The organism is Flagellimonas alvinocaridis, from assembly GCF_004916895.1.
In the GTDB taxonomy this organism is placed as follows: domain Bacteria; phylum Bacteroidota; class Bacteroidia; order Flavobacteriales; family Flavobacteriaceae; genus Flagellimonas; species Flagellimonas alvinocaridis.
This window is the reverse complement of the sequence record NZ_SNTZ01000004.1, coordinates 280,261-292,156: the sequence shown is the minus strand read 5'-3', so window position 1 is coordinate 292,156 and position 11,896 is coordinate 280,261. Positions and strand designations below refer to the sequence as shown.

Below are 11,896 nucleotides of genomic sequence, written 5' to 3'. Positions count from 1 at the left end.
AGAATTAGGCACGCCTTTTGCGATTTAAAATTAGTATTTTGCGCCTAATAGTTATGTCATGCAGATTCAGAGCCAGATAATAAATACAGTTCCCATTTTTGAGGTTTCCGAGACCTTAAAGGAGGTAATTCGTTTTTTTGAGGAAACCACATTTTCGCATGTGGCGGTTACGGAAAATGGTATGTATCTGGGACTTTTGTCCGAAAATGATTTGGCTTGTTTTGAACCGGACAAGAGAATAGAGGAATTTAGGTACGAGATGGAAAGTTTTTTTGTCAACAAGGAAACTTCATGGTTGGATGTGCTTGAGATGTTTTCAAGAAACGAAGCCAATATTCTTCCGGTGTTGGATGAAAATCAGACGGTTACCGGATATTACGATCTTGAGGATGTAGTGAGTATGTTCATTGATACGCCTTTCTTCAAAGAGCCAGGTGCCATACTTGTAGTGGCAACTGGGATCAAGGATTATTCGTTCAGTGAAATTGCCCAGATCGTGGAAGGCAACAATGCCCGTTTGTTGGGGGCCTTTATTACAGATTCCCAGAACGATGTGGTCCAAATTACCCTTAAAATAGGTGCGCAGAGTCTAAATGAGGTGGCCCAGACCTTTAGGCGTTATAATTACACCATTATTTTTGGAAACAGCGATGACCAGTTCATGGAAGATCTAAAACAACGATCGGATTATTTGGAAAAATACCTTAACGTTTAGCATGAAGGTCGCTATTTACGGACAAACTTTTTTGGAAGAAGACAAAACCAGCATGTTGGAGCTTTTGCACGAGCTCCAAAAAGTGCAGGCCGAGGTTTTTGTGGAAAAAAAATTTGAAGCATTGGTGTCGGACTGTACCATGGGCCGAATCAGTGGTACTTTTTCACAATCCAAAGGATTGGATTCATCTTTTGACATGTTCATCAGTTTTGGTGGTGATGGAACCATGCTCCGGGCAGTTACCTATATAAAGGACTATGGCATACCCATTGTTGGGGTAAATACGGGCAGGTTAGGGTTTCTTTCAACCTTTAAAAAAGAGAATGTACGGAAGTTGGTTACTGAATTTGTCGCCGGACATTATACCGTTGAGGAACGAACCTTGGTTGAGGTAGAAGTGAATCCGGACCTAAACGAATTTGAAAACCTGAATTTTGCATTGAACGAGGTCACGGTAAGCAGAAAGGATACCACTTCCATGATTACGGTGGAAACCTATCTGAACGATGAATACCTTACCTCGTATTGGGCAGATGGATTGATTGTTTCTACCCCAACAGGTTCAACAGGATATTCTCTCAGTTGCGGTGGACCCGTTATAGCCCCAACGGCAAAATCCCTTGTACTGACTCCGATTGCTCCGCACAACCTGAATGCCCGTCCGTTGGTGATTTCAGATGACACCCAGATCCGACTTAAGGTTTCAGGTAGGGAGCAGACCCATTTGGTGTCTTTGGATTCTAGGATTGCCGATATCCCCAATGGGAAGGAAATTAGGATCAGAAAATCAGATTTTACCGTCAAAATGATTGAGTATACCTCGGAAAGTTTTCTGAAAACACTTCGAAATAAACTACTTTGGGGGGAGGATAAAAGGAATTGAACCCCTCAAAAACAATAAAAGGAGCTAAAAACTGTTTTACAAGGGAGAATGTAATTAACACTAGGCCTATTGACTTTCCTTTACTTTTAACTTGTGTAATTTTTTGAATGGTATGAGGATAGTTTTGGCTATTTTTCTGTGCGGTGTGCTCAAGTTGGGAGCGCAGACCTATGAAGTTGGGATTTTTGCCGGAGGCACCAATATGGTGGGCGATGTAGGCCGTACGAACTATATTTTACCTTCGGGACCTGCCTTTGGCGGGCTCTTCAAATGGAACAAGAGCAAAAGGTATGCATGGCGCGCCAGTGTACTCTATGGCACCTTTACCGCAGACGATTCCAAATCCAGTATGCCATCGAGGCAACAACGCAAATACGAAGTGGACAACTCCATTTTTGAGACCTCTCTAGGGGTTGAGTTTAACTTTGTTGAATATAATTTGCACAAGCTCGGACCCGCGTTCACACCCTATCTATACACAGGTATCTCCTACTTCAGATACGATTTTATGTATTTTGATGCCCTCCAAGTGCAGGATATTAACCAAAAAGAAGGTAGTTTTGCAATTCCAATGACGGTTGGGGCAAAGTATCGGTTAAATCAATTTCTGATTCTTGGTGCCGAGATTGGGGCCAGATATACCTTTACGGATAATCTGGACGCAAGTAACCCTGAGGGTTCCAATTTCGAGCAATTTAGGTTCGGTAATATATTGAGCGATGACTGGTACGTGTTCACTGGGTTTACATTGACGTACACCTTTGGACGAAAGCCCTGCCAGGATTGTTTTCAATGACATGCACACGCTAGAGGACGTAAAGAAAGACAAGCAAATTCCAGAACATGTGGCCATTATTATGGATGGCAATGGCAGATGGGCCAAACAGCGGGGCAAGCTTCGTATTTTTGGTCATGAGAATGGGGTGGATGCCGTTAGGAACACTGTGGAGAATTGCGCCAAACTTCAAATAAAATGTCTTACCCTCTATGCATTTTCCACCGAAAACTGGAACAGACCAAAGGTTGAAGTAGAGACTCTTATGAAACTCTTGGTGTCTTCCCTCAAGAAAGAATTGAAGACCCTCAATAAGAACAACATTAAGCTAATGGCTATTGGAAACATAGATTCCTTGCCAAAAAAGGCCCAAAAAGAGCTTTCTGAGGTTATTTCAAAAACAGCGGAAAATACGGGAATGATACTCACTTTGGCCCTAAGCTATGGCTCAAGGGAAGAGCTGAAATCTGCTGTAAAAGAGATAGCTGCCAAAGTTAAAAATAATATAATTTCACTTGAAAATATTGACGAAACCGTTATAAATACACATCTTTACACGCATTTCTTGCCAGATGTAGACCTGCTTATCCGTACCAGTGGCGAGTGCAGGATCAGTAATTTTTTACTATGGCAAATTGCTTATGCCGAATTATATTTTATTGACGTATTTTGGCCTGATTTTAGAGAGCATCATTTGGTAGAGGCAATATTAAGTTACCAAAATAGAGAACGACGATTTGGAAAAACTAGCGAACAACTCAGTTAAGGGTATAAAAAAATCCATACTACCATACCTAAAACTACTCCTTCCTTTATTATTTATTACCGGACAAAGCTTTGCCCAGGAAACTTCATTTGAGGATGGAAAAAGATATATATTGGGCGGACTTACCGTAACCGGTCTACAAAGCTATAATGAGCAGACCGTTAAAACCTATACGGGCTTGCGTGTAGGGCAACCCATTACCGTTCCGGGTGATGAGATAAGTGCAGTGATCAAAAAATTGTGGAGCTTGGAGCTGTTCAGCAATGTTGAGATGTACTATACCAAAATAGAGGATGATAAGATTTTCCTGGAGTTGAATATCTTGGAGCGTCCAACCCTTTCCAATGTTACCGTGTATGGGGTTAAAAAGCGTAAGGTAGAGGATATCCTTACTGATACGGACCTGAAAAAAGGCAAGAAAATCACCGAAAGCTTAATTGCCAATACCAAGAATTACCTTCAGAATAAATACAAGAAACAAGGATACCTCAATGCCAAGGTAAATATTGCTACCGCTACAGATACCTCCGAGACCAATACGCAAAACATGGTCATCAATGTAAACAAAGGAGATAAAGTAAAAATTCGGAGCATTGTTTTTGAAGGCAACGAAAAACTATCCAACAAGCGACTTCGAAAGTCGATGAAGAACACCAAGAAGAAGAAACTCTATCGTTTCTGGAAAAAATCCAAATACATCGAGGAGGATTTCAATGAAGACCTTTCCAGCTTGGTGGATGCCTATGCCGAACGTGGATATAGGGATGCAAGGATACTTTCGGACACTTTTGTGAAGGTGAACGAAAAGAACATCGACCTAAAGATCAAGGTAGAAGAAGGGGACAAGTACTATTTTGGAGACATCAACTTTGTTGGAAACTCGGTGTATACCGATAGGCAATTGAGTCAAGTCCTTGGTATTCGAAAAGGGCAGACCTATAATGGAGTGTTACTTAAAAAACGTATCGCCGACGATTCCAGACCTGATGCGGAAGACCTTACCAACCTTTACCAAAACAACGGATACCTGTTTTCAAGTATCAATCCTGTTGAGGTATCCGCAGTGAACGATACCATAGATTTTGAAATCAGGATCATAGAAGGTAAAGAAACCTTTTTGGATCACGTGACCGTTGTAGGTAACGATAAGACCAACGACCACGTAATTTTTAGGGAGTTGCGTACCCGTCCCGGTCAAAAATACAGCAAGGACAATATTGTGCGAAGTATTCGTGAATTGGGGCAGTTGGGATTCTTTGATGCCGAACAGATTGTTCCGGACATTCAAAACCCAGACCCAAATGCCGGTACGGTGGACATTCAGTACAGTCTTGTTGAAGCCGGCTCCAGTCAGATAGAACTACAAGGAGGTTTTGGTGGCGGCGGATTCATCGGAACCTTGGGATTGTCTTTCAGCAATTTTTCACTTAAGAATATATTTAATGGGGAGGCATACAAGCCGGTTCCCATGGGAGATGGACAGACTTTTGCACTCCGTTTGCAGGCCAGTAGGTCGTTCCGTGTATATAGCTTGAATTTCTCCGAACCATGGTTGGGCGGTAAAAAACCAGTACGATTCAACCTATCACTTTCCAGGACCCAACAATTTGCCACAGGGTATGATAACAGGGGTAGGATCGATGTGCAAAAAGATCGTGGTTTTTCCATTACAGGAATTTCAGCCGGTTTGGCGAAAAGGGTGCAATGGCCAGATGACTTCTTCACCATATCCCATTCCTTAAGTTATCAACGATACGATTTCAACGATTATAATTTGGGACTTTTCAACTTCGGAAATGGTAGTTCCAATTCGGTAAACTACACATTTGGAATATCTAGAAGCTCGCAAGGTCCCAGTAGAATATTTCCGCTTACAGGATCAAACTTTGAGATTACCGCCAAATTTACCCCACCGTATTCTTTGTTCAGTTCCAAAGACTATAAGCAACTTAAGACAGATATCAATGCAGCAACAGAAAGGTTGTTTGAAATAGGAAATAACCCTTCCAGTATTGAAGAGCAGTTGGAATTTGCCCAATTGAGTGATGATTTGGAGCGCATGGAAGAGGAGCGGTTTAAACTTCTGGAATTCTACAAAGTAAAATTCAAAGGAGATTGGTACACCCGCTTGGTAGACAAACTGGTGCTTCGTACCAATGCCGAGTTTGGCTTTTTGGGAGCTTATAACCATGATATTGGAGCTGTTCCTTTTGAACGTTTCTATGTGGGCGGCGACGGTCTTGGAAACTTTACTTTGGATGGTAGGGACGTTATTCAATTAAGAGGTTACGAAAATCAAGCCCTCACCCCATACGTAACCAATCCAATAACAAACTCCCTTCAGCAAGATGGAGGAACAATTTACAATAAGTATTCCTTGGAACTTCGTTATCCGCTTACCCTTAAACCCTCCGCATCCATTTATGCACTGTCGTTTTTGGAAGCAGGAAACGCGTTCAACAATTTTAATGAGTTTAATCCGTTTGAATTAAAAAGATCTGCCGGAGTGGGGCTACGTATTTTTATGCCGGCATTCGGACTCTTGGGGATTGATTTTGGATACGGCTTCGACACAGATGCCAGACCAGGATCAACAGGACCCAGTGGCTGGCAAACGCACTTCATCATCGGGCAGCAGTTTTAATCTAAGGAAAATAGGGCTTTGCTGATTTATAAGTAGCTTGTTTTTAATTAATTAGTTATTTTGGCACGATATTTTCTATGTAAAAAGCGGAAACAAAGATGAATACCAAAGTTCTTTTGTCGTTGATTGTTTTGATGACATCCTTTTATGGCTTTTCACAGCGCGGGGTACGTATAGGATATGTAGATATGGAGTATATCCTTGAAAATGTGGAAGAATATAGGGAAGCCACCACGCAACTGGAAGCCAAGGCTCAAAAATGGAAACAGGAGATTGAGCTGAAGCAAAGTATAGTGAAGCAAATGAAAAAGGATTTAATGGCAGAAAAAGTACTGCTAACGGATGAACTTATTGCAGAACGCGAAGAGGAAATCCAAATATTGGAAAAGGAAATGTTGGATTATCAACAAGACCGTTTTGGACCCCAAGGGGATTTGGTCTTGCAGAAACAATTGCTGATTCAGCCCATCCAGGATCAAGTTTTCAACGAGGTCCAAAAAATTGGCGGTAATAAAAGATACGATTTTATTTTTGATAAATCGGCAGATGTTGTAATGTTGTACTCCGAAAAAAGGCACGATATCAGTGACTTGGTCCTAAGGGAGATAGGCCGAACAAGAAAAGTGAGCGCTTCCAACAAGAAGCAGGACGAAAGGAACAGGTTGCAACAGTTCATGGAAGAGGAAGAGCAGGCAGACGATGAAATCAGTGATGCCCTGAGAGAGCGCCAAGAAAAAGCGGAAGAAGCCCAAGAAGCAAAGGCCAAAGCGGCCGAAGACAGAAGGACGGAACAGCTAAAGCTCAGGGAGGAAAGAAAAAAAGCCTACGAGGCCAGAAGACAAAAATTATTGGAAGAGCGCGAAGCCAAACGACAAGCCAAATTGGATGAACGAAAAAAAGCGCAGGAACAAGAAAAGGATTCAATACAACAATAATATTGAAACACTTAATTTAACATCAAAATAGTAACTTAGAACCATGAGAAATGTAAAAAAAATCGCTGTAGCCCTAGTTTTGTTTGTGGCGGCTACAGGTTTTGTAAGTGCGCAGAGCAAGGTTGCCCACATTAATGTGCAGCAATTGTTGTCTGAAATGCCGGAGATGAAAACTGCGCAGGCCGAACTTAAAAAATTGCAGGAAACCTACAGGGCAGACATACAAAGTTCCATGAAAGAGCTCCAAAATAAATTGACTCAATACCAAAACGAAGCTACCTCAAAAACAAACGAGGAAAACGAGAAAAGAGCGTTGGAGCTTCAAGGTTTTGAGAAAAATATTCAAGAAGCCGAGCAAACTGCCATGCAGGAGTTGCAGAAAAAACAACAAGAACTATTTGCTCCAATTTCTGATAAGGCCAAAGCAGCCATTGAAAAAGTTGCGGCTTCACAAGGCTTTGAGTATGTAATCGATGCCAGCCCAGGATTGAGTTTGATCGTGGCCAAGGGAAAAGATCTTTTGCCCGCTGTTAAGCAAGAATTGGGATTCTAAGAAATACATTGTCCAATAACAAAATAGGAACCGCTTTTCCAGAAAGGTAAAGCGGTTTTTTTATGTCAAAACCGTAACAGTGTTTATTTTTAGGCATGCAAAGACCAATTGGCATTTTTGATTCTGGGGTAGGGGGAACCTCCATTTGGAGAGAAATTAAAAAGATGTTGCCCTATGAACACACGCTCTATTTGGCAGATAGTGCCAATGCGCCCTATGGTGAAAGGTCCAAGGAAGAGATTGTTCAACTGAGTGTTAAGAACACCAAATTTTTGCTGGAACATGATTGTAAGATCATTGTAGTGGCCTGTAATACGGCCACCACCAATGCGATTGATCATCTACGGGCCAGCTACAAAGTTCCATTTATTGGTATAGAACCTGCCATAAAACCCGCTGCTCTTCAAACCAAAACCAAAAAGGTTGGGATTTTGGCCACCAAGGGTACCTTATCCAGTAGCTTGTTCCATAATACTTCAAAGCTATTTGCAGAAGGTATTACTGTACTGGAGCAAGAAGGAAAGGGATTGGTTGAATTAATAGAGGCTGGGGAGATTGATTCGCCGACCATGCAGGAGCTTCTCAAAAAATACCTGGATCCCATGCTGCAACAAGACATCGACTGTCTGGTGTTGGGATGCACCCATTATCCGTATTTGATACCCCAACTGAAAAAAATGCTTCCCAGCAATATCACAATTATTGATTCAGGCGAAGCCGTAGCAAGGCAGACCAAGGCAGTATTGGAAAAGGGGAATCTTTTGCAAGTTGCAAAAAATACTCCCCGACACATGCTTTTTACCAACAAGGATATTGGAGTGCTGAAGAAGTTGGTCAATGATCCAATTGCTGAAATTGCCTATCGTGATTTTTAAAACCTATCTTCTTTTGTAGGTGAGATAGGTAAAAGGGTATTGGTGCCGATCATCCTTAGGATGATGTTCTTCTTTAAGCAATTCCCATTGGGTTTCATCAATTTCTGGAAAAAAAGTATCGGCTTCAAAAGTACCATGTACCCTAGTGAGCTCTATGTCTGTGGCAAGATTCATGGACTGCTTGTATATTTCACCACCCCCAATAATATAGGCTGTTTCATGGCCACCCACTAAAGCAATGGCATCATCAAGCGAATGTACCACCGTGCAAGGAAATTTTGGTGTATATTTTTTATCCCGGGTAATAACTATATGCTCTCGGTTGGGCAGAGCCTTGGGGAAGCTCTCCAAGGTCTTTCGGCCCATAATGATTTTATGCCCCGTAGTAAGGGATTTAAAACGCTTAAAATCGTCAGGAAGGTGCCACACCAAATCGTTGTCCTTGCCCAAAGCATTGTTTTGGGCGGCCGCGGCAATAATGATCAGTCGCTTCACAGATCTTTTTTTTTATTGATGTTGGAAAGAGGGAAATCCGTTTCAATTTCCTTTTGGATTTCGGCAATCCGCTTTTTCTGGAGTTCCACCAACCGTTCACGCTGTCTGCGCTCCCAATCCTGTCCCATGAACTTGTGGGTCACAAAAACATTAAAGGCGTGCAGCACCAGTAAAAAAGCCCAGAAAAGGATGGCCCAAACAAACCAGTCATAGGCCTCCCCATATTTTAAAATCTTGTTGATCAAGATCAAAAACACACAACCGATCAAAAAAATGACAAAGTGGGAGAACAACCGTTTTTTTTGTTTGATGCGTTTCTGCGCATACTCCAAAAGTTCGTGTTGCTCCAAGTCTATTTCCGGCTTTTTCTTTTTACCAAAGGACAACATGGAATGGCTATCTTTAACAACAAATATAACGCAATTGTATCCAAAACCTCAGCTATGCAAAGCCTAAGAAAAAAATTCCCCGTGCTTAATCAATGTATCTATGCCAACACGGCCGCAACGGGATTGTTGAGTGAAGATTTAATGGAATGGCGCCAAGGACATGATTTGGATTATCTGATTGGGGGAAGCGACATGAAGGCTAAGAGTTTTGAGCACATGCCCAAGGTCAAGGAAACCGTAGCGCGGTTCTTTGACTGCAAACCCAATAACGTGGCTTTGGTGCCCAATTTTAGTTTGGGGCTCAACATGCTTTTAGAGGGATTGGACAAAGACCAAAATGTGCTGCTCTTGAGCAATGATTACCCTTCCTTGAATTGGCCGTTTGAGACTCGAAATTTCCCGAGGGATTATGTGGGGATCAATGAATACCTGGAGGAAAATATCCTTACCAAGATAAAAACGGGAAAGTTCAATGTTTTGGCCTTGAGCTTGGTTCAGTGGATCAATGGAATTCAGGTAGATCTAGAATTTTTGAAGCAGTTGAAAAAGGATAATCCCGAACTATTGATCATTGCAGATGGCACCCAGTTTTGTGGCATCCAGGACTTCAGTTTTAAGGATTCTGGAATAGATGTTTTGTTGGCCAGTTCCTATAAATGGCTCTTGGCAGGTTACGGCAATGGTTTTGTTTTGGTGAAGGACGGGGCAAGAGACCGATTTAATCTAAAGACCATGGGGAACGGCTCCGTGGACCGGGATGAATCCAAACGGGACAATGTGCACTTTTGTAAATATTTGGAACCTGGCCATCTGGATTCCTTAAATTTTGGGAGCCTTCAATTTTCCTTGGAGTTTCTGGACAACATCGGTATGCAGCATATACAGGCCCAATTGAAAAAACTGTCCAATACGGCAATTACAGTATTTGGGGAACTGGACCTTCTGGACAAATCTGTGCTGAAACGGGAGGTGCACAGCACTATTTTCAACATTAAGGGAGATGGGCAACTCTTTAAAAAGCTAGGTAAGGAAGATGTGGTCTGCGCCTTGAGGGGGGATGGAATCCGATTGAGCTTTCATTTTTATAACACTGTGGAGGAAATAGAGGCAATTGCCAAATTGCTAACAACTTGAAGACCCAGAATTTCTTTTTGAAAAAAACCGTCTATGGTTTTTACCAAAAGTGATCTTATGGTTAGGTAGATTTTATCAATTTGATAAATCGAACTTAACTAATTGTAAATAAGCGGTTTTATATATTGCTTTGCAGTGGATTTTAATTTTAAGACCATGGCAATTAAGAAGCAATACCTAAAGAGCAAGCCTGTTTGCAAAGTTACTTTTTCAGTACCGGCAGAAGAGGCAAAGAAAGTTGCGGTAGTTGGTGATTTCAACAACTGGAACCCCAAAAGCAGCACGTTGAAGAAATTGAAGAACGGAACCTTCAAAGGAACTTTTGACCTTCCTACAGAGAACGCTTACGAGTTTAGATACCTTATTGATGGTGCCTACACCAATGATGATGAGGCTGATCGTTTCCAATGGAACGACTACGCCGGGACAGAAAACGCTGTTCTGGAACTTTAACTTATGCTATAAATCACCATTGGAGCTCTAAGCTTCAATGGTGACTCCTTTCCAAAATGCTACCCTGCCCTTAATGGCACGGGCCAGTTCACTGGTTTCGGGATAATACCACGCAGCATCGGGATTTTCTTTTCCCTCAACTTCCAAGGTGTAGTACGAGGCTTGACCTTTCCAAGGGCATGTGGTGTGGCTTGTACTGGGTTTAAAAAATTCTTTTTTAATACTGTCTTCAGGAAAATAGTGGTTGTTTTCAATCACCACGGTATCATTGCTTTCCGCTATTACCGTATCGTTCCAAATGGCTTTCATAGGCTTATTTTTTAAATACATGGTTTTTGTACCATTGTCTGTCATCTGAAAATTGGGTGACCATTTTAAGGTTTACCTGTTTGGCCAACCATTCTACAATGGCATCGTCATATTTTTGGGAAATCTCTGTATGTATGGTTTCCCATTCCCTTAGACGGATTTCAAGACCTAAACTTTCAATGGTCACCGTTTGGGCTTTCTTGGACACCAAATAGCTTTTGGCGGTTCCCGTTTCAGGGTCGTAAACTTCCCAGTGGAGAAAATTATCCAGCTCAAAATTGCCGCCCATTTCTTTATTGATGCGAGCCAATATATTCTTGTTGAACGCCTCGGTAATGCCCGTTTTGTCATTATAGGCATCCAAAATGGTCTGCGGGTTCTTTTTCTGGTCGAATCCCATAAAGATCAAATCCCCATGGTTGATGGAACTTCTAAGATTTCCAAGAAATTCAACCGCTTGGGGGTGCAACAGGTTGCCAATGTTGGAACCCAGGAATAGAATCACCTTTCGTCTGCCATTGCTGTTTCCAATATCGCGGAGCGAATCAAAATAAGTGCCCTGGATTGGGTTGATCTCCACTTCGGGGATTTCCTCGTGCAAAGATTGTTCAAGCTGGTCAAGGGCATTCTGACTGATATCAATGGGCCTATAATCAAACGTAACCCCATTTTTAATAAGATGCCGAAGCAAGATCTTGGTCTTTTTGCCATCCCCGGCTCCCAGTTCAAATAGGCTGAAAGCACTCCCATCAGCCTTAAAGAGGTCCACGATCTCATCTTTATGGCTCTCCAGAATGGCAAACTCACAATCGGTAAGATAATATTCCGGCATGGCCATGATGTCCTGAAAGAGCTTGTCGCCCACTTCATCATAAAAATATTTGGAGGAAAGACGCTTGGGATGGGCCATGAGGCCCTCGTACACCTCTTGCTCAAAAATGGAGGCGAATGTGGTTGGATTTTTTTGCAT

14 protein-coding genes are annotated in these 11,896 nt (G+C 42.1%); 10 read left to right on the top strand and 4 right to left on the bottom strand.

Features of this window, described 5'->3' with window-relative positions; all coding sequences use genetic code 11:
• The first annotated feature begins 58 nt into the window (after positions 1-58).
• From EZV76_RS10910 to murI, 8 genes are all read left to right on the top strand, one after another.
• Complete coding sequence (locus EZV76_RS10910; protein WP_136566576.1) at positions 59-715, top strand: CBS domain-containing protein; 657 nt, start codon at positions 59-61, stop codon at positions 713-715.
• 1 nt (position 716) lies between these two features.
• On the top strand, positions 717-1,598 hold the full coding sequence (locus EZV76_RS10905) for an NAD kinase (protein ID WP_136566575.1): 882 nt from the start codon (positions 717-719) through the stop codon (positions 1,596-1,598).
• 112 nt (positions 1,599-1,710) lie between these two features.
• Positions 1,711-2,394 carry a type IX secretion system protein PorG gene (gene porG, locus EZV76_RS10900; protein WP_136566574.1) on the top strand — a complete coding sequence of 228 codons (684 nt, stop codon included), beginning with the start codon at positions 1,711-1,713 and terminating at the stop codon, positions 2,392-2,394.
• 1 nt (position 2,395) lies between these two features.
• Entirely contained in the window at positions 2,396-3,139 is a 744-nt protein-coding gene (uppS, locus tag EZV76_RS10895; RefSeq protein ID WP_136566573.1) for an undecaprenyl pyrophosphate synthase, read from the top strand.
• A complete protein-coding gene (locus EZV76_RS10890) occupies positions 3,111-5,783 on the top strand; it encodes a BamA/OMP85 family outer membrane protein (RefSeq protein WP_136566572.1) in 2,673 nt (890 codons plus the stop codon). Before uppS ends, EZV76_RS10890 begins: the two co-directional genes overlap by 29 nt.
• Before the next feature lie 98 nt (positions 5,784-5,881).
• Complete coding sequence (locus tag EZV76_RS10885; protein ID WP_136566571.1) at positions 5,882-6,718, top strand: OmpH/Skp family outer membrane protein; 837 nt, start codon at positions 5,882-5,884, stop codon at positions 6,716-6,718.
• 43 nt (positions 6,719-6,761) lie between these two features.
• The gene (locus tag EZV76_RS10880; RefSeq protein ID WP_136566570.1) at positions 6,762-7,271 is read left to right on the top strand and encodes an OmpH/Skp family outer membrane protein; all 510 of its coding nucleotides are present in this window, start codon (positions 6,762-6,764) and stop codon (positions 7,269-7,271) included.
• 95 nt (positions 7,272-7,366) lie between these two features.
• On the top strand, positions 7,367-8,146 hold the full coding sequence (gene murI, locus EZV76_RS10875; RefSeq protein WP_136566569.1) for a glutamate racemase: 780 nt from the start codon (positions 7,367-7,369) through the stop codon (positions 8,144-8,146).
• A gap of 3 nt (positions 8,147-8,149) precedes the next feature.
• Here the strand turns inward: murI and EZV76_RS10870 are convergent, their stop codons facing one another.
• Together EZV76_RS10870 and EZV76_RS10865 are read right to left on the bottom strand one after the other, a co-directional pair.
• The gene (locus EZV76_RS10870; RefSeq protein WP_136566568.1) at positions 8,150-8,641 is read right to left on the bottom strand and encodes a dihydrofolate reductase; all 492 of its coding nucleotides are present in this window, start codon (positions 8,639-8,641) and stop codon (positions 8,150-8,152) included.
• Positions 8,638-9,030, bottom strand: coding sequence for a 2TM domain-containing protein (locus tag EZV76_RS10865; protein WP_136566567.1), 393 nt, complete (start codon positions 9,028-9,030; stop codon positions 8,638-8,640). Before EZV76_RS10865 ends, EZV76_RS10870 begins: the two co-directional genes overlap by 4 nt.
• A 54-nt stretch (positions 9,031-9,084) precedes the next feature.
• On the opposite strand from EZV76_RS10865, the gene EZV76_RS10860 reads away from it, so the two are divergent.
• Both EZV76_RS10860 and EZV76_RS10855 read left to right on the top strand, forming a co-directional pair.
• Entirely contained in the window at positions 9,085-10,164 is a 1,080-nt protein-coding gene (locus EZV76_RS10860) for an aminotransferase class V-fold PLP-dependent enzyme (protein ID WP_136566566.1), read from the top strand.
• Between the two features lie 156 nt (positions 10,165-10,320).
• A complete protein-coding gene (locus EZV76_RS10855) occupies positions 10,321-10,617 on the top strand; it encodes an isoamylase early set domain-containing protein (RefSeq protein WP_136566565.1) in 297 nt (98 codons plus the stop codon).
• A gap of 27 nt (positions 10,618-10,644) precedes the next feature.
• On the opposite strand, the gene EZV76_RS10850 is transcribed toward EZV76_RS10855, so the two are convergent.
• Both EZV76_RS10850 and egtD read right to left on the bottom strand, forming a co-directional pair.
• Positions 10,645-10,926 (bottom strand): DUF427 domain-containing protein, encoded by a 282-nt coding sequence (locus tag EZV76_RS10850; RefSeq protein WP_136566564.1) that lies wholly within the window; start codon positions 10,924-10,926, stop codon positions 10,645-10,647.
• 4 nt (positions 10,927-10,930) lie between these two features.
• The gene (gene egtD / locus EZV76_RS10845; RefSeq protein ID WP_136566563.1) at positions 10,931-11,896 is read right to left on the bottom strand and encodes an L-histidine N(alpha)-methyltransferase; all 966 of its coding nucleotides are present in this window, start codon (positions 11,894-11,896) and stop codon (positions 10,931-10,933) included.